The organism is Candidatus Spongiisocius sp., from assembly GCF_965221825.1.
Classification (GTDB): Bacteria; Actinomycetota; Acidimicrobiia; order Spongiisociales; family Spongiisociaceae; genus Spongiisocius.
The window spans coordinates 381,737-404,226 of sequence record NZ_OZ244917.1 but is presented as its reverse complement, the minus strand read 5'-3'; the positions used below and the strand labels follow the sequence as shown (position 1 = coordinate 404,226).

At 66.9% G+C, this 22,490-nt stretch carries 21 protein-coding genes and 1 tRNA gene; 11 read left to right on the top strand and 11 right to left on the bottom strand.

The window, feature by feature from the left end:
* Positions 1 to 16: 16 nt before the first annotated feature.
* Both dnaJ and hrcA read right to left on the bottom strand, forming a co-directional pair.
* Complete coding sequence (dnaJ, locus tag ACOQPD_RS01840; RefSeq protein ID WP_420613203.1) at positions 17 to 1,075, bottom strand: molecular chaperone DnaJ; 1,059 nt, start codon at positions 1,073 to 1,075, stop codon at positions 17 to 19.
* Positions 1,076 to 1,095: 20 nt separating this feature from the next.
* Complete coding sequence (gene hrcA / locus ACOQPD_RS01835; protein WP_420613202.1) at positions 1,096 to 2,103, bottom strand: heat-inducible transcriptional repressor HrcA; 1,008 nt, start codon at positions 2,101 to 2,103, stop codon at positions 1,096 to 1,098.
* Positions 2,104 to 2,279: 176 nt separating this feature from the next.
* Here hrcA and rpsT point away from each other — a divergent pair, with 176 nt between their 5' ends.
* Entirely contained in the window at positions 2,280 to 2,534 is a 255-nt protein-coding gene (gene rpsT, locus ACOQPD_RS01830) for a 30S ribosomal protein S20 (protein ID WP_420613201.1), read from the top strand.
* A gap of 64 nt (positions 2,535 to 2,598) precedes the next feature.
* Here rpsT and holA read toward each other — a convergent pair whose 3' ends face one another.
* From holA to ACOQPD_RS01810, 4 genes are all read right to left on the bottom strand, one after another.
* On the bottom strand, positions 2,599 to 3,591 hold the full coding sequence (gene holA, locus ACOQPD_RS01825) for a DNA polymerase III subunit delta (protein ID WP_420613200.1): 993 nt from the start codon (positions 3,589 to 3,591) through the stop codon (positions 2,599 to 2,601).
* Between the two features lie 82 nt (positions 3,592 to 3,673).
* Positions 3,674 to 4,423: an SDR family NAD(P)-dependent oxidoreductase gene (locus tag ACOQPD_RS01820; RefSeq protein ID WP_420613199.1), complete on the bottom strand. Its 750-nt coding sequence runs from the start codon at positions 4,421 to 4,423 to the stop codon at positions 3,674 to 3,676.
* A gap of 48 nt (positions 4,424 to 4,471) precedes the next feature.
* Positions 4,472 to 6,559, bottom strand: a complete 2,088-nt coding sequence (locus ACOQPD_RS01815; RefSeq protein WP_420613198.1) for a ComEC/Rec2 family competence protein — start codon at positions 6,557 to 6,559, stop codon at positions 4,472 to 4,474.
* Positions 6,560 to 6,621: 62 nt separating this feature from the next.
* A complete protein-coding gene (locus ACOQPD_RS01810; protein ID WP_420613197.1) occupies positions 6,622 to 7,260 on the bottom strand; it encodes a helix-hairpin-helix domain-containing protein in 639 nt (212 codons plus the stop codon).
* Between the two features lie 132 nt (positions 7,261 to 7,392).
* Between ACOQPD_RS01810 and ACOQPD_RS01805 the strand changes: the two genes are divergently transcribed.
* The 8 genes from ACOQPD_RS01805 (at position 7,393) to ACOQPD_RS01770 (ending at position 14,660) form a co-directional block, all read left to right on the top strand.
* Positions 7,393 to 8,280, top strand: a complete 888-nt coding sequence (locus tag ACOQPD_RS01805; RefSeq protein WP_420613196.1) for an ABC transporter ATP-binding protein — start codon at positions 7,393 to 7,395, stop codon at positions 8,278 to 8,280.
* Positions 8,281 to 8,450: 170 nt separating this feature from the next.
* Positions 8,451 to 9,053 carry an ECF transporter S component gene (locus ACOQPD_RS01800; RefSeq protein WP_420613195.1) on the top strand — a complete coding sequence of 201 codons (603 nt, stop codon included), beginning with the start codon at positions 8,451 to 8,453 and terminating at the stop codon, positions 9,051 to 9,053.
* Between the two features lie 68 nt (positions 9,054 to 9,121).
* Complete coding sequence (locus ACOQPD_RS01795) at positions 9,122 to 9,913, top strand: energy-coupling factor transporter transmembrane component T family protein (RefSeq protein WP_420613194.1); 792 nt, start codon at positions 9,122 to 9,124, stop codon at positions 9,911 to 9,913.
* Positions 9,910 to 10,815 carry an ABC transporter ATP-binding protein gene (locus tag ACOQPD_RS01790; protein ID WP_420613193.1) on the top strand — a complete coding sequence of 302 codons (906 nt, stop codon included), beginning with the start codon at positions 9,910 to 9,912 and terminating at the stop codon, positions 10,813 to 10,815. Before ACOQPD_RS01795 ends, ACOQPD_RS01790 begins: the two co-directional genes overlap by 4 nt.
* On the top strand, positions 10,812 to 11,618 hold the full coding sequence (locus ACOQPD_RS01785) for an energy-coupling factor ABC transporter ATP-binding protein (RefSeq protein WP_420613192.1): 807 nt from the start codon (positions 10,812 to 10,814) through the stop codon (positions 11,616 to 11,618). Before ACOQPD_RS01790 ends, ACOQPD_RS01785 begins: the two co-directional genes overlap by 4 nt.
* Positions 11,615 to 12,406, top strand: coding sequence for a nucleoside phosphorylase (locus ACOQPD_RS01780; RefSeq protein WP_420613191.1), 792 nt, complete (start codon positions 11,615 to 11,617; stop codon positions 12,404 to 12,406). Before ACOQPD_RS01785 ends, ACOQPD_RS01780 begins: the two co-directional genes overlap by 4 nt.
* Entirely contained in the window at positions 12,403 to 13,407 is a 1,005-nt protein-coding gene (locus tag ACOQPD_RS01775; RefSeq protein WP_420613190.1) for an amidohydrolase family protein, read from the top strand. Before ACOQPD_RS01780 ends, ACOQPD_RS01775 begins: the two co-directional genes overlap by 4 nt.
* Positions 13,408 to 13,415: 8 nt before the next feature.
* The gene (locus tag ACOQPD_RS01770; RefSeq protein ID WP_420613189.1) at positions 13,416 to 14,660 is read left to right on the top strand and encodes an ABC transporter permease; all 1,245 of its coding nucleotides are present in this window, start codon (positions 13,416 to 13,418) and stop codon (positions 14,658 to 14,660) included.
* Between the two features lie 30 nt (positions 14,661 to 14,690).
* On the opposite strand, the gene leuS is transcribed toward ACOQPD_RS01770, so the two are convergent.
* The 5 genes from leuS to ACOQPD_RS01745 form a co-directional block, all read right to left on the bottom strand.
* Positions 14,691 to 17,441, bottom strand: coding sequence for a leucine--tRNA ligase (leuS, locus tag ACOQPD_RS01765; protein ID WP_420613188.1), 2,751 nt, complete (start codon positions 17,439 to 17,441; stop codon positions 14,691 to 14,693).
* A 197-nt stretch (positions 17,442 to 17,638) separates the two neighbouring features.
* Positions 17,639 to 17,711, bottom strand: a tRNA-Ala gene (locus ACOQPD_RS01760).
* Positions 17,712 to 17,786: 75 nt separating this feature from the next.
* Positions 17,787 to 18,221, bottom strand: a complete 435-nt coding sequence (gene rsfS / locus ACOQPD_RS01755; protein WP_420613187.1) for a ribosome silencing factor — start codon at positions 18,219 to 18,221, stop codon at positions 17,787 to 17,789.
* Between the two features lie 25 nt (positions 18,222 to 18,246).
* On the bottom strand, positions 18,247 to 18,813 hold the full coding sequence (gene nadD / locus ACOQPD_RS01750; RefSeq protein ID WP_420613186.1) for a nicotinate-nucleotide adenylyltransferase: 567 nt from the start codon (positions 18,811 to 18,813) through the stop codon (positions 18,247 to 18,249).
* A gap of 63 nt (positions 18,814 to 18,876) precedes the next feature.
* Positions 18,877 to 19,278: a murein hydrolase activator EnvC family protein gene (locus ACOQPD_RS01745; protein ID WP_420613185.1), complete on the bottom strand. Its 402-nt coding sequence runs from the start codon at positions 19,276 to 19,278 to the stop codon at positions 18,877 to 18,879.
* A 343-nt stretch (positions 19,279 to 19,621) separates the two neighbouring features.
* Here ACOQPD_RS01745 and trkA point away from each other — a divergent pair, with 343 nt between their 5' ends.
* Entirely contained in the window at positions 19,622 to 20,950 is a 1,329-nt protein-coding gene (gene trkA, locus ACOQPD_RS01740) for a Trk system potassium transporter TrkA (protein ID WP_420613184.1), read from the top strand.
* Positions 20,951 to 21,034: 84 nt separating this feature from the next.
* Positions 21,035 to 22,483: a TrkH family potassium uptake protein gene (locus tag ACOQPD_RS01735; protein WP_420613183.1), complete on the top strand. Its 1,449-nt coding sequence runs from the start codon at positions 21,035 to 21,037 to the stop codon at positions 22,481 to 22,483.
* The last annotated feature ends 7 nt before the right edge of the window (positions 22,484 to 22,490 follow it).

Here is a 22,490-nt window from a genome sequence, read left to right as displayed (position 1 = left end):
CCGGCAGACCGCCGACTCACAGGAGTTCTTCACCAACGTCATCGGCGAACTGGCGCAGGAGCTTGCGCTGGGAGCGGCTGAGTTTGGTGGGCACGACCACCTTGACGCGAAGGTAGAGGTCACCTCGACGCGAGCTGCGAAGCCGGGTGATCCCCTTGCCCGGCACCCGGATGACCTCTCCGTACTGGGATCCGGCCGGAACTTTGATCCGATGGGTCCCGCCGTCGAGGAGCGGCACCTCTACCTGGGTTCCCAGCGTCGCAGCGACGATACCCACCTCCACGTCGCTGACCAGGTCGTCTCCGTCACGCTCGAAGACGGAGTGCGGCTGGATGATCAGATCGAGGTACAGGTCGCCGGCGAGGGCGCCGCGGCGACCGGCTTCCCCCCTGGTGGGGAGCCGGAGCCGGTTGCCTTCCTCCACTCCGGGTGGAATCTCGACCCGGACGGTTTTCTCGCCCTCCCTGATTCCTTCTCCGCGACAACTCCCGCACGGATCGGCCAGCACCGAGCCGTCGCCCTGGCAGGCCCGGCACGTGGTCAAGGTCATCAATGAGCCGAACACGCTGCGCCGCGCCATCCTCACCTGGCCGCTCCCCCCGCAGATCCGGCACGCTCGGAGACCGGCGCCGTCCCCGGAGCCCGAGCCCGCACACGATTCGCAGGTCAGAGCCGTCCGGAACACGACTGGTTTCTCGACCCCGAAGGCAGCCTCCTCCAGGGTGAGCACCACGTTGACCCGAACGTCCCGCCCTCGATTGACCCGTGGTTCACGGGTAACGGTTCCGAAGAGGCCGCTGTCGCCGAAGACCGAACGCAGCAGGTCGTCGAGCGAACTCGCACCCTGGAAGAATCCGCCCGGATCGAGAGTCTCCCCGCGGTCGTACCGGGCTCGCCGCTCGGGATCGGACAGAACCTCGTAGGCCTCCGCAACCTGGCGGAAACGAGCCTCGGCCGTCGGGTCATCGGGATTGGCGTCGGGGTGGGACTCCCTGGCCAGCCGCCGGAAGGCCCGCTTGATCTCGTCTCGGGACGCGTCGCGCTCAACGTCCAGGGTTCGGTAGTAGTCGGCCATTTCGGTCCCTCTGCCAGCGCCTAGGACTCGCCGAGGCTCTCGTCGAGGCCGTCGCCAATCTCCTCGAGTACCCGGATGGTCCGGCCGTAGTCCATCCGCATCGGTCCCAGCACTCCGAGCCGACCGGCGGGACCAGCCGACTCCTCGCCGTAAGTGGTGGTCACCAGGGAGATGTCCGTGGCGGAGTCGATGCCCAGTTCGGAGCCGATCCGCACCTCCGTGCCGGCCGGAAGGTGACCCAGTACCTCGAGCAGCGCCGCTTCCCGCTCCAGGACGTCGAGGACGCCCTGAACCTTGGAGAGCTCTCCCCAGGCAGCCGTCAGGTAGGACGACGAACCCATGTACAGTTCGTGGTCCGCTGCTCCGGTGTTCTCGAATGCCGCCGCCGCCTGCCGGAGAACGGATGCCACCCGCTGGGTCGGGTTGGCCAGGGACATCGCCTCCAGATCGAGGCTCTCGGCCATCGAGGTGCCCACCTGGAAGCGACGGATCAGCCTCTCGGCCTCCTGCACGTCGGCGCTGTCCACCGGCACCGGCAGATGCAGGAGCGTCTGGGATACCCGTCCGGCGACCGTCACCACCACCATGAGGACCGTATTGACCGTGGTCCGAACCAGATGCACCGCCCGGATGACCTCACTTGCAATGCTGGGGCTGGTCACCACCGACGGGAAGTGGGTGATCTCGCTGAGTAGGGCGGACGTGGCCTTGAGCAGGCGGCCCAACTCCGTCTGGACCGATGCGAAGAACTCGGCCACTCTGGCGGAGGCAACCGGCGTCTCCCGGGGACGCATCAGGCTGTCCACGTAGTAGCGATAGGCCTGCGGCGTCGGTATCCGCCCGGCGGAGGTGTGAGGCTGGAAGGCGTAGCCGGCAGCCTCCAGTGCCACCAACTCGGTCCGGATCGTGGCGCTGGAAACCGCCAGGTTGCCGGACTCGAGAATGGCGCGGGAACTCACCGGCTCACCCGTGCGGATGTGCTCCTCGATCATGATGCGCAGGATCCGCGCCCTTCGACCGTCCAACATGGCCGGACATGATACCCGTACTCACCGGCGCTACCAGGGATGACGATGCGAAGCGTGGTTTACGTTGGACCGGTCGGCCGCGCCTGCTAGCCTCGCGGTCCGCACGCTCACCCCTGATGCCGCTCGACAGGTTCGAGCCCATCCGGCAAGCAAGTCAAACACGGCGGGTCACAAAGATGCCACACACCAAGTCCCAGGAAAAGCGCGACAGGCAGGCCATTGCCAGCAGGGTCCGCAACAGGTCCATCCGTTCGGAGCTGAAGACCCGGGCGCGCCAGGTGGAGGAAGCCGCCGAGAGCGGTGACCGTGAGGCAACCGAGCAGGCCTTGCGAAGCGCCCAGAAGCGAATCGATCAGGCTGTGGCGAAAGGTGTGCTCAAGAAGAACACCGCCAACCGCCGGAAGGCGCGGCTGGCCCGCCGGGCACTCTAGGAGGCGACTGCCGGCCCACGGCGGCCGGCGGAGCCCGAGCCGGATTCGCCGACCTGGCTCCGGTTCACCTGCCCCGATACCAGATGCAGAGGGCGGCCACCAAGCGCTCCAAGGTCGGCAGGTGGGTCTCTTGCGGCATACCTTTCAGCGTGGCATCGGCCCTGCGAACAGCATCTACGGCCCTGTTCAGATCCTCCCTTGACATGGCCCGTCCTGCCTGCCATGCCTTCCGGGTCGGGTAGGCGCCGGGCTTGCCGCCGATCCACTCCGCGAACGTGGCGATGTCCGGCGCGGCCGCGGCCAGCGCCCTTTTCCGGAGGTCGTTCTCGATGGTCGCCACAAGAACGAGGGGGTGCCCGTGGGTGAGGAGATCATGCAGCCGGCGGATAGCTTCCTCTGCGGCCCCCTTCGCGAGGGCGTCGGTCAGCTTCCAAAGGGGCTGGTCCGGCCGGTTGCGGAAGCGGTCCAGGATGACCTGCTGGGTTACCGGCCCGCCGGAAATGCTCAATTGATCGAGAGCCTGGCCGATGGCCCCGACGTCGGATCCGAAACGCTGGACAAGGGCTTGAGCGGCGTCCGAACCGACGCGTAACCCGCGCCGGCGGGCGGCGTCGCGCACCCACAGGGCTACGTCACGGTCGGCCAGCTTGCGGACCGTTATCACCTCGGCCTTCCTCTTCACATGGGCTGCGAGCGGGGACGGGAGCTTTCCGCTCGTGACCACCACCACCGGCGGGGTCCCACCGGCCTGCTGAGCGAGTAGGTCGGTCACGACGGCAGCCTCATCGGACTGGAGTAGATGAGCGTCCATCAACATGACACCCGTACGCCCGCCGAACAGGGATCCCGACTGCAGGGCGGGCACTATCGGTTCGAGCTCGGGCCTCAGCAGTCCCTCTCCCCCTACCGACTGGCCCCGGCCCGGCACGTCGATCCGGATGATGTCGGTCGGCTCGATCTCGGCGCCGGCGAACAGCTCACCGGCCCGGTCCAGCAGAACTTTCCGGTCGCCCGGACCGGGTCTGGACGGACCCTTGAGGTGGGTAAGGGCATTCACGAGCGGATCCGGTCCAGTGGTATGCCCGCCGAACCGTCAGGCATGGCCCGGCGGTCGTACCACACCGTCATTCCGCGAACCACTAGAGGTTCCAGCCCCCGCCGACCTGGATGAAGGCGCCGGTGACGTAGCCGGCCTTCTCGCTCAGGAGGAACGTGACCGCTTCCAGGACGTCGTCCGCGGTGCCGTGGCGTCCGGCCGGTATGCGGGCCCGATCCGGAAGGGGTTCGGAGTTCTCCAGGACCCCCGGAAGGATGGCGTTGACGGTAACGCCATGGCCGGCCTCCGCCCTGGCCATGGTCCGGGTGATCATCAGCACTCCCATCTTGCCGATGTGGTACGGAAGGGTGCGGGGCCGGGCGGTGATCCGATCGGCGCCCGCGTCGGCGATGTTGATGATCCTTCCCCCCTGCTCGCGCAGCAGAGGCAGCAGGATGTTGGACACGTAGTAGGTGGCCGTCGCGGTCGACGCTATCTGCGACTCCCACTCATCGGGGGTCAGGTGTTGGTAGTCCTTGATCAGGAAGAGGCCGGCATTGTTGATCACCGCGTCGAGTCCGCCGAGTTCCTGCTCGATGGTCCTCCCCATCCTCTCCACATCGTCCGGATCGGTGACGTCCGCCCGGACGGCCAGTGCGCGCGCCGACCGGTTCCGGATCGCCTCGACCAGCCGCTCGGCCGATTCACCGCTGGAACGGTGGTTGACGACGACGGTGTGTCCCTGGCCGGCGAGCCGGATCGCCAGCGCCGCGCCCAGGCCCCCCTCCTCCCCCTTGTTCCACCTGCCGGCTCCGGTGATCAGGATCCGCTTGCGCTGAGTCGTCATGGCCATCGGGCCGGATCGTAGCGATGGGAGGTCGCTTAGAACCGAGCCGAGCTGTCACTGTCCGAGCCCGATCACCACGTCGCCTTCACGGTCGGTGCGACGCACCTGCATGCCGGCCCTCTCGAGCATGGCGAGTAATTCCTCGGAGGGGTGGCCGAACCGGTTGGGTCCGACGCTCACCACCGCCACGGACGCGCCCGTTCCCACCAACCACTCCGGATCGGAGGTGGCAGCGCCCTGGTGGGGAACCTTCAGCACATCTACGCGGGGAGGGTCGATCTCGCCCTGGGAAATACGTTCCATATCGCCGGTCAGCAGTACGGTCTCACCGCTGAGCGTGGCCCGGATGGCTATCGACTGATCGTTGGGAGAGGCATACCGACGGATCGGACCCAGCACCTCGAGCCGGATGGATCCGATCACGTGAACGCCGAGGCTCGGTACCGCGACCCGGGTCACCTTCTCGGCTGCCTCCACCAGGCTCGAGTACCCGTCCGTTTGGCCCGGAAAAGGTGCGTACCACACCTGCCCGACCGGAAGGGATCCGATGACGTCGACCAGTCCGCCGTAGTGGTCATGATGGGCATGGGACAGGACCAGAAGATCCACGGCCCTGACATCGAACCGGGCCAGGCCGGCCCGGATCCTGGCGCCGTCGCTCCCTCCGTCAACCAGCACCGTCTCACCCTTCTCGCCCAGGAGCAGCAACGCATCGCCCTGACCGACGTCAAGGGCGATGAACGCCGGTCGGGCCGGAGCACCCGCCACCGCATGCGGAGCGGTGGAGACCGTCAACGCGCACGCGAACAGGCTGGCCGCGAGCACCGCGAGCGGCCGGAACCGGCGAGAGATCGCCACCAACCCGCACCCGGCCAGCAGGAGGGTGGCCGTCCATCCGATCTGCGGCAGGGTTGACGACAGATCGGCTATCCCCAGGACCCCGCGAGCCAGAAGGGCGCCTGCTTCCACCAGCCCGTCCACATTCGCGACGGCCCCCGCTCCTCCCAACCCGGTTGCCGCCACCACGAGCGGCGCAGCCGCGACGTTGGCGACCGGCGACCAGAGGGGAAGATGCCCGATCGCGAGCAGCAGGACCGGGGCTACCGCAAGCTGGGCGCCGCAGGCAGCTCCCAGCGAGGTGGCGAGCCACCGGGGGCGGAGGTTGCGGAACCACCCGGTTCCGACCACCACCCCGGCCGTGGCTGCTACCGAGAGCTGGAATCCGAGGCTGTAGGCCAGCTCGGGAGAAACCAGAAGGAGCAGCCCCACCCCCACCCCGATCACCCGCCAGATGTCCGGGCGCAGGCCGAAAGATCGGGCAACAAGCACCAGCCCCGCCATGGTGGCGGCCCGTACCACCGACGGGTCCGGCCCGATGAGGAACACGAAGAAGACCAGGCCGGCCAGACCCAGGACTGCTCGACGTATGGAACTCCAACCCAGTGGGCCCGCTACCAGGAACAGGGCGCCCAGGAACAGCGCCACGTTGCTTCCGGACACGGCCACGAAGTGCGACAGGCCGGCGCGGCGCATCGCCTCCTCCTCCCACGGTCGCAGGTTCGAAACGTCCCCGAGCAGGAATCCGGCCAGGAGCGCCCTACCCCGGCCGGCGTCCGGGCGGAGGCGATCGATCATCAGGGAACGGACCCGCGTGGCCTGTCCCGCCACCCATCCGAGCCGTTCGGGCGCGGGACGAGCGCGGACTACCCGGCCCTGCCAGACGATGGGATTCCTGGCTCCGTCCCTGGCAACGGCATCGGCGCCGGGGTACATCGTCGTCTCAACCCACCACCGGCTGTCCCGTGTCCAGCCGGCCACGTCACCTCTGAGCCTGCCTGCCGGACCGTCCCAGGCGATCGGCCCTGCCGCTCCCTCGACGGCCAGAATCCGTACGAGAACCCGGTCCTGCCCCGGACCGCCCGAAGCATCGGCCAGAGTCTCCACCAGTAGTGTCACCTCACCCTGGGGAAGCACTGATTCCACCGTCTCCTGATGGCGGGCGCCCAGGAACAGGCCGCCTAGGACTCCGAGTGTGGCGAGGCCCGCCACCACGGCGGCTCCCCAACTGCGCAGGACGCCGGCCACGGCTGCGGCGCCGAAGGCCAGGACCGCGATCCAGGGGGCCCGGATCCCGGCGACCACTCCGATCCAGATGGCGCCGGCGCCGGCCAGGAACCATCTGGCTCCCGGGTCCGGCAGGCGGCCTATCGACCCACCTCCACGTAGTCGCGCATTCCGGCCAGCTTGCCTTCGCCGATGCCCGGAACGTCCAGGAGGTCCTCCATAGTGGTGAACGGACCGTGGGCCTCCCTGTGGGCGGCGATGCGCAGCGCCAGTACCTCGCCCACCCCGGGAATGCCGGTAAGAGCCTCGTGATCCGCCCGGTTCAGGTCTACCGGGTAGCCCGATCCCGCCGCGCCGGACGGTGCGATCCCCGTGCCCGTCCCGTCGCCGGCCCACGGAACATCGAGATGCATGCCGTCCGCTACCGGCGCAGCCAGGTTGATCAGTCGAAGCTCCGAGCCGGGCAGTGCGCCGCCCACCCCCGCGATCGCATCGGCCACCCGGCTTCCTTCCGGCAACACCACCAGGCCGGGCGCCGCGACCGCGCCCGAGACATGAACGGTCGCCAGAGCCGGAGGGGTCTCGACCGCGGACACGGGCACGACCAGAACCTCCGGCGAGGGTTGGGACTCCGCCGGAGGTGCCTGGGGCCGGTTCCAGAGGGCGAATCCGATCACGAGCACCAGCGCGCCTCCCAGGACGAGCGAAGCGCCCCGGCGGGACACTGGAATACCCGGCGCCCCGGCGCGAATGCCGCGCCCGGATGACGTCTCGGACATCGCACCTCCTCCATCCACAACGCCCCCGTACTTGTACCGACCAAGGACGTCCATGGGAAGCCCCTTGCCTTCCACGGAGCGGGTCGGCCCGCGGGAGTACGGGCACGCGGGTGATTACCCTCCTTACGGTCCATGCTCGAACTTGACGGCCTTACCAAGCGCTACGGCGACGTGGTTGCCTTGGATGACTGCGGTTTCTCCGTAAAGCCGGGGCGGCTGGTTGGTTTCCTCGGTCCCAACGGCGCCGGCAAGACCAGCGCCATGCGCGCCATCTTCGGCCTGCTGCGCCTCGATGCGGGCACCGTGACCTGGATGGGCCGAACAGTCACCCACGGCGCGCGTCGGCGGTTCGGATACATGCCGGAGATGCGCGGCCTGTACCCCCGCATGCCGGTACGCCGCCAGGTGATCTACTTCGGTCGTCTCCACGGGCTCAGCAAGGCAGCCGCTGCCGGCGCAGCCGACCGGTGGATCGCCCGGATCGGGCTCGAGGAGCGGGCAGACTCACGGATCGACGACCTCTCTCACGGAAACCAGCAGAGGGTGCAGCTCGTAACCGCACTGGTCCACGATCCGGAGCTGCTGGTGCTGGATGAGCCCTTCAGCGGCCTGGACCCGCTCGGAGTCGAGGAGATGTCCCGGATACTCAGAGAGCGTGCGGAACAAGGATCGGCGGTGCTCTTCTCCAGCCATCAGCTGGATCTCGTAGAGCACCTATGTGATGACGTCGCCATCATCAACCAGGGCCGGGTAGCTCTGTCCGGGCCCGTCAAGACGCTCAAGGACCGGGCGGCTCACCGGAGAGTCGAGGTGGATGTGGACTCATCGCCGGCCCCCACCCCCACCCTTCCGGGTGTCCGGTTGGTGGAGTCGATAGGTACCCGTCACATTCTCAGGGTGCCCGCCGAGCTCGGCATGGAGGAGATAATGACCGCGCTCTCGGACGGCAGGGCGGTACGGGAGTTCTCGTACGGTCCGCCTACGCTCTCGGATCTCTTCAGGGAAGCGGTGGCATCGTGAAGGTTGTGACAGGTAAACCAACCGTTTTCATATGACACTTCCATCCGGCGTCCCTTGTTGCACAATGTGAGTCACAGGTATCCCGATCTAAACTCACTTTTTACCGACATCGTCCGTCTGCGATCAATATGCTCCTGATAGGTATAGAGCAGCGAAGGGAGCGGACGCTGATGACGGCCATCCAAGACGGACTCAGATTCAAGACAGCCTTTACTACAGCGGCATGGGTACTCATCCCGGTGGCAATCGGGATCAACATGATCGGAAGGACCTTCACCCAGGTTCTCAACCTGCCGCTCTTCCTCGACACCATAGGCACCACCATGCTGGCCTTCCTGGCGGGTCCGTGGGTCGCGGCAGTTGCCGGGGTCCTTACGAACCTGGTGATCGGACTAACCCTCGAGGCGACATCGATTCCGTTCGGGATTGTCAATGCCGCACTCGGGATAGCGGCCGGCGTCATGGCGGCGCGTGGGTTCCTTCGATCAACCGGCAAGGTGATCTGGATGATGGTTGTGCTGACCGTGGTCACGATTGTCACCGCCACGCCCATCGTCGTCCTCGTATTCGAAGGTGTCTCCGGGTCGGGCGTCGACGCAGTAACCGGTTTCTTCGTGGCATCGGGGCAAGGGATGGTCGAATCCGTCATCGGTCAGCAGCTGCTCACGACTCCGGGCGACAAGGTGATCACTGTGCTCCTGGCGTTCCTCCTCATAAAGGGAACCCCGGCACGCTACAGGCCTCCGTTTGGCCGAGAGGTAATTCCGTTCTAACCGGATAGCAGTCTGCCCGTGGGGCCCGAAATGCCTCACGGGCAGACCACGCGAAATATGACGCGGTAGTGGAAGCCGACACGACCACCTGGTCCCCGGCGCGGGTAGCCGCGCTGTACGATGTCGGGAGCACCTGGCTCCACCGGGTGCACCCCCTGACCAAGCTGGCCGCAGTGCTTCCACTATCGGTTGCGGGATTCGCCGGCGACACGTTCCAGGTTCCCGCGGTCCTGCTGCTGGTGGCGGTGGCGATCCTCCTAGCGAGCCGCCTGTGGATGGTCGTGCTCAAATCCCTCCGCCTCATGGCCCCGATGACGTTCGCCCTCTTCGTAATACACGGGGTCGTCCGCCCCTACGACTCGGAGCCGATCGCCAGTTGGGGTCCCATCTCCATCAACGCTGAAGGCCTGGCACTCGCCGGAACCACCGCCGCCCGCTTGGCCGTCTTCGTCATCGCGGTGACCGCCGCCATGACGACCGTGCACCCCAAGCGCTTCGCGACCGCCCTCATCCAGCGCGGGGTCTCGCACAAGCTGGCGTACGCGTACCTCGCGGGAGCGGAATTGCTCCCGGAGATGCGGCTCCGGGCTGCCCAGATCCTCGATGCCCAGCAGTCGCGGGGCTTCGATACGAAGGGAAGTCTGCCGCGACGGCTCCGGACCCTCTTCGCGCTGCTCAAGCCCCTGCTGGTCAGTTCCCTGATCGCGGTCGAGATGAGGACCCTGGCCCTCGAATCGAGGGGGTTCGCGCGGCCCGGGCGCCGCACCTCTGCCGTCGCAGTGGAAGATAAGGGGAAGCTGCTGCAGAAGGCGTTGCTGCTGGCTGTGATCCCGCTCGTCGTCCTCGCCATCCTATGGTGAGCGGCGCCGGCTCGCCGGACTCCACCGGGTCGGCGAACGCGGCGTTCGCCACGTTCGATCACTTTGGAATTACCTACGACACCGCATCCGAGCCCTCGCTGACCGGGGTGACCCTCGAGCTCTACAGTGACCAGCTCACCCTTATCACGGGGCCTTCCGGGAGCGGCAAATCCACGCTGGCCCGGGTTGTGGCCGGTTTCGTTCCGAGGCTGTTGAGCGGGAAGGTGGAGGGTTCGGCACGGGTGCTCGGCCACGACGTGGAGTCCGCCGCACCGCACGCGATCATCGAGTCCATCGGCATGGTCTTCGACAACCCCTTCGACCAGCTGACCGCGGCCACGAGGACGGTGTTCGACGAGGCCGCCTACGCCTTGGAGAACGAGGGACTACCCCCTGCCGAGATCATCTCCAGGGTCCTGGAGGCCTTGGAGAGCGTCGGGCTGGCCGAGATGGCCGGGCACCACCCCCGCCGCCTTTCGGGCGGCCAGTCGCAGCGGCTGGCAATAGCGTGTGCTCTGGCCCAGCACAAACCGATCCTGGTCCTCGACGACCCGACCTCCCAACTCGATCCCACCGGGACCGCGGAGGTGGTGTCCATAGTCAAGAAGCTGCGCAGGGAGCACGCGACGGTGGTACTGGTAGCCCAGGACCTGAGCCGCTGGTTGGCCGTCACCGACCGGCTGGTCATCCTGGAGGAGGGTCGAGTGACGGCGGATGGGAGCCCTGCTTACCTGCTCGCCGACCCGGGACCGCTCTCCGGCAAGGTCCTGATCCCTCGCTACGTCGCTATCTGGGCCGAGCTCAGCGAACGCGGGATGGAACTGGGTGATCAGGCACCCCTAGGGACGGATCAGTTGCTGGAGTCACTCCGAGCCTCCGTCGGGGCAGGAGGCTCGAGGTGATACGGCTTCGCGATGTCAGCTACACGTACCCGAAGGGTGTGGAGGCGATACGCGAACTGAACCTGGACGTGTCCGTCGGCGAGGTCCTGTTCGTCCTCGGGCACAACGGCGCCGGTAAATCGACGATGCTCCGCCTGTTCAACGGCCTGCTCAAACCCACCACGGGCACGGTGACGGTCGACGGCACGGACACGGCGAAGGTGAGACCCGCCAAACTCTCGCGCAGCATCGGCTTGGTGTTCCAGAATCCCGACGCCCAACTGTTCCGCGATCGGGTTTCCGGCGAGGTGGCCTTCGGGGCCGACAATGGCGCAGGAACGGAGGATAGGACGGGACGCCTGGATCAGGCGATGGCGCTTCTCGGACTCGAGTCGGTAGCGGATCGCAACCCCTATGATCTTTCCCTGTCGTGGCGCAAGCGGGTCGCCATCGCGTCGGTCGTGGCCATGGGTAGCCCGATCCTGGTGCTCGACGAGCCCACGGGCGGCCAGGACACGGAAGGAACCCGTGTTCTCACCGACCTCATTCTGGACCGGCGCCGCCATGGTCACGGTTGCGTGGTGGTCACCCATGACGTGGACCTAGCCTTCGACTGCGCCGACCGGGTGGTGGTGATGAACGAGGGCGAGATCCATCTCGAAGGCGACCCGATGACCGTGCTCGGCGATCCGCTACTGCCTGAGGCCGGCGTCGAACCCTCCACGATGCACCGTGTCTCGCAGGGGCTCGGGCTGGATCCCCCGGTCCGCACCGTGGACGAGTTGGAGAAACACCTGAAGACGCGAGGAGGTCCGATGCCATGAGATTCGATCCGCTGAGCACCGACAAGCCCCAGCACCATATCCGATGCCTCCCGGGAGATGTGGCCGACAAGGTCCTCCTTCCCGGTGATCCCAAGAGAGCGGAGAGAACCGCGGAGTTGCTCGACGACGCCCGCCACATCGCCACCAATCGCGAGTACGCCACCTACACCGGGACCTATCGGGGGATGCCGGTCTCCGTCACCTCCACCGGCATCGGTTGCCCTTCGGCGGCCATCGCCATCGAAGAGCTCGTCAGCGTGGGTGCCAGAACCTTGATCCGCACCGGAACCAGCGGTTCAATGACGCCCGACGTGCTACCCGGCGAGGTGATCGTCGGTACGGCGGCCATCCGGGAGGAGGGAACCGGGACCTCGTACATTCCCATCGAGTACCCCGCCGTGGCCGACCTCGATATGACGATCTGCCTGCGGGACGCGGCCCGGGGGCTCGGGCTCCCGGTTCGGTCGGGCGTTCTCCATTCCAAGGACTCGTTCTACTCGCACCGGACTCCGGACCGTGTCCCGGTAGCCCAGGAGTTGTTGGGAAAGCGGGCCGCATGGCGAGCGGGTGGAGCCCTCGCATCGGAGATGGAGACCTCCACCCTGTTTATCCTCGGGTCCATGCTGCGGTTGAGGACGGGCTCCATCTGTATGGTCGCCAGCTCGCACGATGCAGCCACCCGCCTCACGCCTGCGGAGGCGGAAGCGCTGGTCGACCAGGTGATCATCGCCGCGCTCGATGCCCTGGTCCTGGTTGATACACCTGGCGAGGAGGGCGAGCGCGGATGACCACCCGGATCGATGTCCACACCCACTTCTACCCCACCTCGTACCTGGCCGCGCTGGAACGGCGGAGCGACATCCCACGGGTCTACAGGGACGGCGGACTCAGACGGTTCGTGATCTTCCCCGAAGAACACGCCGACCCACGCATCGGCCGGCCGATCGAGGACGGTTGGTGGAAGGTGGCCGGCAAGGTCGGCTTCATGGATGAGAACGCCATCACACAGTCGGTGATCTCGCTCGGCAATCCCTGGCTGGAGCCCTTCGAGGGCCAGGAGGGGATCGAGCTGGCGCGGGAGGTCAACATCGAGCTGGGGGCGTTGGAGGACGCGACCGGTGGCCGCCTCGTGGGTCTGGGTGCCCTACCGGCCACCGGGGTCGGTGACGTGCTGGCGGAGATCGCCGCCATCGACGAGCACCCGAGCCTGCGAGGGATCGTGACCGGCCCGAGGATCACCCATCTGATGCTGGACGACCCCGAGCTGGAGCCGGTGTGGAACGAGCTCGAGTCGAGGAGCCTCCCCGTGCTGCTGCACCCCCAGGACGGTGTCGGCCTGGACGTCCTCGAGGGCTACGGGCACGTGCTGCCGGTGGGGGTGGGCTTCCCCATGGAGACCACCGCGGTGGTGAGCCGCCTGGTGTTCGGCGGCGTGCTCCACAACCATCCCGATCTCAAGATCGTGGTCTCGCACGGCGGGGGGACGCTGTCGGCGCTGGTGGGGCGGCTTGACGCCGCCTGGCGATCCGACGAGATCGGACGGACCCGGCTCCCCGAACCGCCGTCCCGGTCGATCGCCCGCCTCTACATCGACGCCATAACCTACGCGCCCGCCCCGCTGCAGGCGTCGATGGCCATGGTCGGCCAGGACCGGGTCATGTTCGGAACCGATCACCCATTCTCCATAGAGGATGCCGATGCCGTAGTCGACGCCATGGACGCGATCGATCAGGAAACCGTGGACTCGATCTTCGCCGGCACCGCCTCCACCCTTTTCCGCCTGCACTGAGCCGAGTTATGACGGTTGACGACTCCTTGACCGCGACCAGCCGTTTTCGATCTTCGAGCGCGGTAAGTGCGGTCGGCCTAGTGATGTGGCGCGAACTCCTGGAGCGCGGTCTGAGCAAGTCCTATGCCCTGAGCTGGCTCTTTCTGGCCATCCTCGTCGGCGCTGGAATAGCCATCCCCGGGTTCTTCGGAGATGACGGATCCATTCGCACCTACCGGGTGGCCGCTGTCGGCACCGAGGGCGTGGGCCAGGGCGAACTGGCGAAATCGATGGCGCCGGACGAGCCGGGCTCCTACCGGATCGACCTCACCACGCCCTCCGACCACGCCGGAGCGGCTGCGGCGGTGGCGGATGGAGCGGTGGATGCCGCCCTGGTCGGGGAGAACCAGGTACTGGTGGGAAAGGACACGTCATCGGAACTCGAGTCCGCGCTACGGCAAGCCGTCCTCTCGTACCAGATGCAGCGCCTGGTGGCTACGGGCGAGGTGTCCGAGCGGGCAGTGTCGATCATGAGCGGCGAGGGAGTGACGATCGTGACGGCCGAGCCCGACATCGACGACTCGGCCGAGGAACGGCAGTTCCTGATCGCTCAGGTGGCCCTGGTGCTCCTGTTCATGGCCGTCATGACCACCGGATCATGGGTGCTGCTGGGTGTCACCGAGGAGAAGACCAACCGTGTTTCGGAAGTGCTGCTCTCCTCCCTTCGCCCGTGGCAGCTTCTGGCGGGCAAGATCATCGGGGTGGGACTGCTCGGCCTGCTGCAGTTCGGATCGATCGCAACGGGCCTGATCGTGGCCGTCCGCCTGGTTCTCGATGTCACCCTCCCCGAGGTGGACGCCGGATTCCTGGCCATCTCGTTGGTCTGGTTCGTGCTCGGCTACCTCGTCTACGCCACCGGCTACGCGGCGGTGGGCGCCATAGCGCATCGTCCTGAGGACGCCCAGAATGCTGCATTCCCCATGATGCTCATCACCGTGGCCGGTTACCTGATCGGCATCATCTACGTCTCCGGCAACCCGGACACGGTATGGTCGACCGTCCTCACGCTGGTTCCGGTAACCGCTCCCTTCGTGCTCCCGGTCCGGGCCGTGTCCGACTCGGTGGCCCTATGGGAGCAGTTGGCCGCGCTCGTCCTCATGATCGGCTTCATCATCCTGCTGATCAGGATGGCCGGGCGGGTCTACGCGGGCGGCGTGTTCAACTACCGGACCCGGGTCAAGGCCCGGCAGGCCTACCGCTCGGCCGAGTTCTGAGATCGGCGCACCCACCGGACCGGGTGCGGCCTACACCACGATGTTGAGGAGCCTCGGCCTCCGGTCTATCACCCTGCGCACCTCGCTCTCACCGACATGGCGAGCCACGTTGTGGTGGCCCAATGCCAGGTCCAGCGCAGCTCCCTCCGAGATGCCGACCGGCACCTCGATCCGGGCTCTGACCCTGCCATTGACCTGAACCACCATTGTCACCGTCTCATCGGCGGCGGCTTCCATGTCTGCCTCGGGCCAGGGTTGGAGGTGGATGCTGGTCGTGTTGCCGAGACGGCTCCAGACCTCCTCGGTGACATGGGGAGCGATCGGCGCCAGCAGCAGGACCAGGGTCGAAAGGGTCTCCGTCCAGACCTCCTCGGTCACGTTGCGCGCTGCCAGGGCGTCGTTCAGGGAGTTGCGGAGTTTCATCAGTTCGGCCACGGCGGTGTTCCACGAGAACGACTCCAGATCCTGTCCCACCTTGATGATCGCCTGGTGGGCGCGGCGCCGGAGCCCGGCCGTGGCGGAGTCATCCACCGTTCCCGCCCGGTATCCCGCCCTGCCAAGGCGCCATACGTCCACGATGAAGCGCTGAGCACCCTTCATCCCGCGGCTATCCCAGGGGCCGCCCTTCTCCCATTCGAAGGCGAACATCATGTAGGTCCGGACGGTGTCGGCGCCGAACCGCTCCACCAGGTCGTCGGGATTGACCACGTTGCCGCGCGACTTCGACATGCGCTGGACGTCCAGCCGGTGGCGGAGTTGGTTAACCGTGTTGGTGCCCGGGATGGACGGGACATCGATCGTCGCTGCCTCAGCTATCTCCACGGTGACGGGATCGGAGCCGTCGGGCGGTTGGACCACTAGAACGCGTTCGGTGCGGCCCACGATCTCGCCCACCAGCCGGTCTCCGTCCGCAGGCTCCATCGGCGCCTCGGGATCGGTGACCACCAGCACCGAACCGGCCACCAACCGATCCTCCTCCCACCGGCCGGTCACTAGCACCCGGTCGCCCCGGCGCTCCTCCCCCAGCACCTGACCCTGGTTCCGCAGCATCAGCATCGGTTCGTCGAACATGCCGGCAGGATCGCGGCCGCGGGCTCTCATCGCAGTGGCCGTGTCTTCGAAGCACCCCATGTCCCGAAGGGCCTTGGTGAAGAACCGGGTGTACATCAGATGCATCACGGCATGCTCAGCGCCGCCGGTGTAGGTGTCGACCGGCAGCCAGTAGGCCGCTTCCTCCGGATCGAAGGGTGCGACGTCATACCCCGGGCTCAGGTAGCGGAGCTGGTACCAGGACGAGCACATGAAGGTGTCCATGGTGTCGGTCTCACGGGTCGCCGGCCCTCCCTCCGAATCCACCGTTCTCAGGAATGGTTCATGGGAGACAAGCGGGCTCCGTCCGGTCGGCATGAACTCCACGTCTTCGGGCAACTCCACCGGAAGGGCGGTATCGGGCACCAACTCGGCGGTTCCGTCCTGCCGGTAGACCACGGGAATCGGCGAACCCCAGTAGCGCTGCCGGCTTATCAGCCAATCCCGCAGCCGGTACTGGATTGCGCCTTCGCCGAGCCCCCTGGCCTCGAGCCACTCGATGACGGCCACCTTGGCCTCCGCTATGTGGAGGCCATCCAGGAAGTCCGAGTTGATGGATGGACCGTCCCCTTCGTAGGCGTCGCCCTCGAAGTCGTCGGGTGGTTGGACGGTGCGCACCACCGGCAGGCCGTACCTGGCGGCAAATTCCCAGTCCCGGGTGTCCTCGCCCGGAACGGCCATGATCGCCCCGGTCCCGTAGCTCATCAGCACGTAATCGGCGATCCAGACCGGAATGTCGCCGCCGGTTACGGGGTTGGTCGCGTATCCGCCGGTGAACACCCCGTGCTTGTCCCGGGTGAGGTCGGTTCGCTGGAGCTCGGAGCGGCTAACGGCCCCGGCGCGGTAGGCCTCCACGGCTTCCCTCAGGTCCGGGGTGGTCAGCACATCGACAAGCGGGTGCTCCGGAGCGAGCACCATGAACGTGGCGCCGTGGAGGGTGTCCGGGCGGGTGGTGAACACCTCGATCGGGTCGGCGCCCTCGACCGGGAACCGTACCCGGGCGCCCACCGACCGTCCGATCCAGTTGGTCTGCATGGCCTTGACGGGCTCGGGCCAGTCGAGAACACCGAATTCGAGGAGTTCCTCCGCGTATTCGGTGATACGGAAGAACCACTGCTCCATCATCCGCTGGACCACCGGTTGGCCGGTCCGCTCATCCTTCCCGTCGATCACCTGCTCGTTGGCGAGCACTGTCTGGAGGGTCGGGGACCAGTTGACCAGAGCCTTCCCGCGATACGCCAGCCCGGCTTCATAAAGCCGGGCGAAGAACCATTCCGTCCAGCGGTAGTACTCCGGCGTGCAGGACACCGCCTCTCGTTCCCAATCGATCATGGTTCCCATCGACCGGAGTTGACGGCGCATCCGCTCGATGTTGGCGTAGGTCCATATCCAGGGGTGGATGTTGGCCTGCACCGCCGCGGTCTCCGCCGGTAGGCCGAACGCGTCGAAACCCATAGGGAAGAGGACGTTGTACCCCTTCATCCGCATGTAGCGCGCCCGGGCGTCCGAGGGCGTCATGGCGTACCAATGACCGATGTGGAGATCGCCGCTCGGGTAGGGCAACATGGTCAGCGCGTAGTGCTTGGGACGATCCCAGTCGACCGCGGCGCGATGTATGCCGGTCTCTTCCCAGACCTCCTGCCAGCGCGCCTCTACCCGGCTGTGGTCGTATCTCTGGTCGTCCCTCGTCACGCCGGCGATCCTACGGGCTTCCGAAAGCACGGACGTTGCGGGGTTCGCAGATGGCAAACGACCTGGCCTGAGAGTTGTGACATGGCATGGGAACCCCTCTTGCGGACTCGGCGCCGTCTCATCGCTCCTCGCGGCGACACTTGCCGGTTGCCGGGATGGCCGCGGCTCGCGGGTGGGATGACGGAGAGTGGATGAAGTGGAGCTGACGGGATTTGAACCCGTGACCTCTTGCATGCCATGCAAGCGCTCTGCCAGCTGAGCTACAGCCCCGTGGTCGGTTCCCCTTGACCGGATGGGGATCGCCCGCCAGCTTACCAAGTTTCGGCAGGCAGCCCCACCGGCCGATCAGTCCGGCGCGTCCGGCGCCCAGTCGAGGCGCGGCGCATCTCCCCACAACCGGTCCAGGGCGTAGAAGTCACGCGCCCCGGTCTGGAAGACATGGACCACCAGGTCGCCATAGTCCGCCAGCACCCACTCGCCGGTGTCCAGGCCCTCGGTGCGCAGCGGCTTGCGGCCGCTCTGGCCGAGCCGCAGGTGGACCTCCTCGATCATGGTGCGGACCTGGCGCTTCGAGGTCCCGGAGCCGATCACGAACAGGTCCACGATTCCCAGCAGATCGCCCATGTCGAGGACCACGATGTCTGTCCCCTGCTTGGCGTCAATGGCATGAGCCGCGATGACGGCGAGTTCCGTCGTTGGTATCTCTATGCCTGTTGCCTGCGGGTCCGCGATGGCCGGCCTTTCGGGATCGGCAGCGTCTTCTCGAGCAGCCCGGATCATAGCTTGGCAGGGCGCGGCCGGCGTCTCAGCGGTAGAGCCCATGGGTTTCGATGTAGTACCAGACGCCTTCCGGTACCAGGAACCGCAGGCTCCGTCCGGCCGCGGCGCGCCGGCGCAGGTCCGTGCCGGAGATATCGAGCGGCGGGACATCCAACCAGGTCGTCCGGGCGGTGACGGCGGCCTCCACCGAGCCGGCATCGGCGCCGGGTCGGGGCGCCACCGCGATGCCGACCATCTCCTGGAGTTCGGCGCTCCGGTGCCACGAGGCGATCCGGGAGGCGGCATCCGCTCCGAGGATCAGGGTCACCTCGTGACCGGCCATGCTCCGCACGGTGTCGAGGGTGTAAGTCGGGCCGGGGCGGACCACCTCGCGGTCGTCCCCCGACAGGTAGGGAATCCCGTCCACGGCCGCCACGGTCATGCCCCACCGGTGCTCGGCCGGCGTCACGACCGACCCCTCCTTCTGCCAGGGCGATCCCGCCGGCACCAGCCAGACCGCATCCAGGCCCAATTGCCGGAAGGCCGCCTCGGCTACCGCCAGGTGAGCGATGTGTGGAGGATCGAAGGTGCCGCCCAGGAGGCCGATGCGCATCCCGTGAGGCTACCCACTTCCGTATTCCGGGGACCATTCGATGCCGGGGCTCCGCGACCACGGTCACCGGACCTCCACCAGTCGGAGGCCGGCGGCCGGAGCCCTTGCCAGGCAACCAACCACCCGGAGGGGATCGATGTACTCGCCGTCGACGCGGACCGACAGATGGACGTCGCCATGGCCGGTGCCGGCTCCGACGGTACCAACCACGGTCCCACGTTCGACGTCCTGTCCCGCCATCACCGTCACGTGGTCCAGGTAGGAGTAGCTGGTCCATAACCCGCCCCCGTGGTCGACCGTGACCACCGGGTTGTATACGACCAGGCCGGCGAAGATGACGGTTCCTCGGGCTGCCGCCACAACTAGGCCGTCGGGGTCTCCCTCGTAGTCGACCCCCCAGTGACCCTCGTAGCCCGGTCCGGGGTCGAAGGGCGCGATGATCATCCCGTCAACGGGCGGGCTCAAGCCCACACACGAGCGTCCCCCGGCGGAGGTATCCCGGGCTGCTGCGGCGGGGGCGAGCAGCGACACGGCGGCGATTAACACTACGGCTGGGCGAGCAGCAATCACAGCAGACTCTCTGCCCCCCGTCGCTCTCCTGCCTGCGGCGCCAGTCGGAAGCTATCTCGATCCGCAGCCCATTTCAAGACCTTCGTCGCGAGGCGGGTGCAGCGGCGAACCCGGAGTGTTCCCCCGTGGCAAACTACCCGGAATGACAGTTGCCGGTCACCACGCGAGCCGTTCGCTCCGGATTTCCTTGCGACCTCCTACAATGGGGCGCCGACCAATGGGAAGAGAACGGCTGTAGATGCGCATCGTCGTGGTGGGCGCGGGAGCTGTAGGGGGCTACATCGCCGAACGCCTGTCTCTCGAGGGGCAGGACGTGGTCGTGATCGACATCGACCCGCTGCGGGCAGCCGAGATCAGGGACCGGCTGGACGCCCTGGTCATCACCGGTAACGGCGCCGGCGCCGCCACGCTCGAACAAGCCGGAATCGGCCAGGCCGAGTTACTCCTCGCGGTGACCGCCAGCGACGGCGCCAACATCCTCGCCTGCCACACGGCGAAGAGGATGGGCGTGCAGCGCACCGTCGCCCGGGTGCAGGACCCGGATCTCAGGGACGGCCTCGACGGCATCGATGTCGACGTGGTCATCGATCCGGTGGAGGCGGCTGCCGAGGAGATCGCCGCGCTGGTTGTGGAGTCCGGACTCTCCGAGCTCATCGAGTTCGGCGAGGGACAGCTGGCACTCGTGGGCGGAACCGTCACCGCCGCGTCGCCGCTGGTCGGAGTAACGCTGAAGGATGTTCCCCGCAACGAGAGCTTCAGCTGGCTGGCAATCGCCTCGGTCCGTAACGGCAGCACCATCGTCGCGCATGGAGACACGACGGTGCTGGAAGGCGACCACCTGCTGCTGATGGTCAAGAGCAAGAATGTCGATCGGGCCAAGTCGATGATCGGCATCCACGACCGTGACATCCGCCGCGTGCTGATCATCGGAACGACCCGGGTAGCCCGGCTGACCACCGACCGGCTGGTCAGATCCGGCATGGAGGTCGTGGTGATCGACCCCGACGAAGCCCGATGCGGTGCCGTCGCCGAGGAGATCCCGTCCGCACTCGTGATCGCCGCCGACCCCACCGATCCCACGGTGTTCGGGGAGCTCGAGACGAACCTTCACGACTCCGTGGTCGCCCTCACCGGGGTCGACTCCATGAACCTGATCCCCTGCCTGGTCGCCAAGGCGATGGGTGCGGCCACCACCATCAGCCGGGTGATGCGCATGAGCTACGTGGGCCTGCTGGCGGGTATCGGCGTGGACACCACGGTGTCCACCCGGCTGACGGCCGCTGCATCGATTCTCCGGTTTGTGCGCCGGGGCACCGTCTACTCGGTGGCGACCTTCTCCGACACCAACGCGGAGGTGATCGAGTTGGAAGCTGTCCCCGGCGCCCGGGCGGTGGGCCATTCGCTCCTCGAACTGACCCTGCCCCACGGGATGGTGATCGGCGGAATGCTGCGCGGCGACATCGCCTTCGTCCCCTCGGGCGCAACCACTATCGAGGAGCACGATCACCTGATCATCTTCGCCATACCCGACGCCATGGCCGCCGTCGAGTCGATGTTCTCGGCGTGAGCCCCCCCCGGCGGCCCTTCACCGGGCACCACCCGTGACATGAACTCATCCGGACGATCGTTAGGGTTCCATCGCCCGGGTTCCATGTTCCGGCGCCTGTCCTACGTGATCGGAGCCGTGGTCGTGGCGGCCGGACTCGCCATGCTGCCGGCCGCCGCCACATCCCTCATCTACCGGGAACGGGAGGTCGCCGCATGGATCACCGTGTCGGCGGTGCTCACCATCCTGGCCGGGTTGTTCGGATGGCGGGTGATGGGTCGCCCCGGCACGCTCACCACCAAGGAGGGCTTCGCGTCGGTGGGTCTCGCCTGGTTCGCGATGGCCTGCTTCGGGGTACTCCCCTACCTCCTCTCCGGCACGATCGGCAACCTCACGGACGCCTTCTTCGAGACTGTGTCCGGATTCACCACCACTGGCGCCTCGCTGGTACCCGATCCGGCCGCGCTGCCGCGCGGCATGCTCATGTGGAGGTCCACCACTCAGTGGCTGGGCGGGATGGGAGTGATCGTCCTGTCGCTTGCCGTCCTTCCCCTGCTCGGAACCGGCGGCGTCCAGCTCGCTCGGGCCGAGGCTCCCGGTCCCGAACCCGATCGTCTAACGCCTCGATTCCGGGAAACCGCCAAGACGCTGTGGTACATCTACGCCTTGTTGACGCTGGTGGAGACCCTGCTCCTATGGGCGGGGGACATGACACTCTTCCAGGCCATCAACCACTCCTTCACCAACATGGCCACCGGCGGGTTCAGCACCGAAGCCACCTCCATCGACGGTTTCAGCCCGTACGTGCAGTGGGTGGTGATCGTCTTCATGTTCATTTCCGGAACCTCATTCGCGCTGCACTTCCGAGCCCTGCGGGATCCCGGCCGGTACCTCAAGAACGCCGAGTTCAGGTTGTTCACCGGGATCGTGGCGGTCGCCACCCTGGTCATGATCCTGAGCCTGTGGGGGCAGGCGCCTGCAGCCGACGTCATACGCGACTCGGTCTTCACATCTATGTCCCTGGTCACCGGCACCGGATACGCGACCGCCGACTTCGGCGCCTGGATACCGGCTCTCCAACTGTTCGTGGTCGGCCTGATGTTCCTGGGCGGTATGGCGGGATCGACCACCGGCGGCATCAAGATCTACCGCATGGGTGTGCTGGTCAGGGCGGCCGCGGCCGACCTGAGGCGCCTCATCCACCCTCGTGGGATCTTCTTGATCAGGTTCGGCTCGAAGCGGGTGCACGAACCCATCGTGCAGAGTGTCCAGTCGTTCTTCCTCTTCTTCATGTTCCTTTTCATGACCGGTACTTTCCTGCTGGGCTTCCTGGGCGCCATATTCGGGCCCGAACTCAGCCTCGTGGAAGCCGCATCGGCCACCGCCAGCGCGCTCAGCAACTTCGGCCCGGCGCTCGGTGAGATGGGGCCGACCGGCAACTACTCCGCCCTGACGTGGCCCGGCAAGTGGTTGCTCTCGCTGCTCATGATCGCCGGCCGCCTCGAGCTGTTCCCGGTGCTCCTACTATTCACCCGATCGCTCTGGCGCAGGTGAGCCGGCC

Bases quoted from the DNA above. Each gene is read 5' to 3' on its own strand.
- dnaJ (WP_420613203.1), bottom strand. From the start codon at position 1,075: ATGGCCGACTACTACCGAACCCTGGACGTTGAGCGCGACGCGTCCCGA.
- hrcA (WP_420613202.1), bottom strand. From the start codon at position 2,103: ATGTTGGACGGTCGAAGGGCGCGGATCCTGCGCATCATGATCGAGGAG.
- rpsT (WP_420613201.1), top strand. From the start codon at position 2,280: ATGCCACACACCAAGTCCCAGGAAAAGCGCGACAGGCAGGCCATTGCC.
- ACOQPD_RS01820 (WP_420613199.1), bottom strand. From the start codon at position 4,423: ATGGCCATGACGACTCAGCGCAAGCGGATCCTGATCACCGGAGCCGGC.
- ACOQPD_RS01810 (WP_420613197.1), bottom strand. From the start codon at position 7,260: ATGTCCGAGACGTCATCCGGGCGCGGCATTCGCGCCGGGGCGCCGGGT.
- ACOQPD_RS01805 (WP_420613196.1), top strand. From the start codon at position 7,393: ATGCTCGAACTTGACGGCCTTACCAAGCGCTACGGCGACGTGGTTGCC.
- ACOQPD_RS01800 (WP_420613195.1), top strand. From the start codon at position 8,451: ATGACGGCCATCCAAGACGGACTCAGATTCAAGACAGCCTTTACTACA.
- ACOQPD_RS01780 (WP_420613191.1), top strand. From the start codon at position 11,615: ATGAGATTCGATCCGCTGAGCACCGACAAGCCCCAGCACCATATCCGA.
- ACOQPD_RS01775 (WP_420613190.1), top strand. From the start codon at position 12,403: ATGACCACCCGGATCGATGTCCACACCCACTTCTACCCCACCTCGTAC.
- ACOQPD_RS01770 (WP_420613189.1), top strand. From the start codon at position 13,416: ATGACGGTTGACGACTCCTTGACCGCGACCAGCCGTTTTCGATCTTCG.
- rsfS (WP_420613187.1), bottom strand. From the start codon at position 18,221: ATGATCCGGGCTGCTCGAGAAGACGCTGCCGATCCCGAAAGGCCGGCC.
- nadD (WP_420613186.1), bottom strand. From the start codon at position 18,813: ATGCGCATCGGCCTCCTGGGCGGCACCTTCGATCCTCCACACATCGCT.
- trkA (WP_420613184.1), top strand. From the start codon at position 19,622: ATGCGCATCGTCGTGGTGGGCGCGGGAGCTGTAGGGGGCTACATCGCC.
- ACOQPD_RS01735 (WP_420613183.1), top strand. From the start codon at position 21,035: ATGTTCCGGCGCCTGTCCTACGTGATCGGAGCCGTGGTCGTGGCGGCC.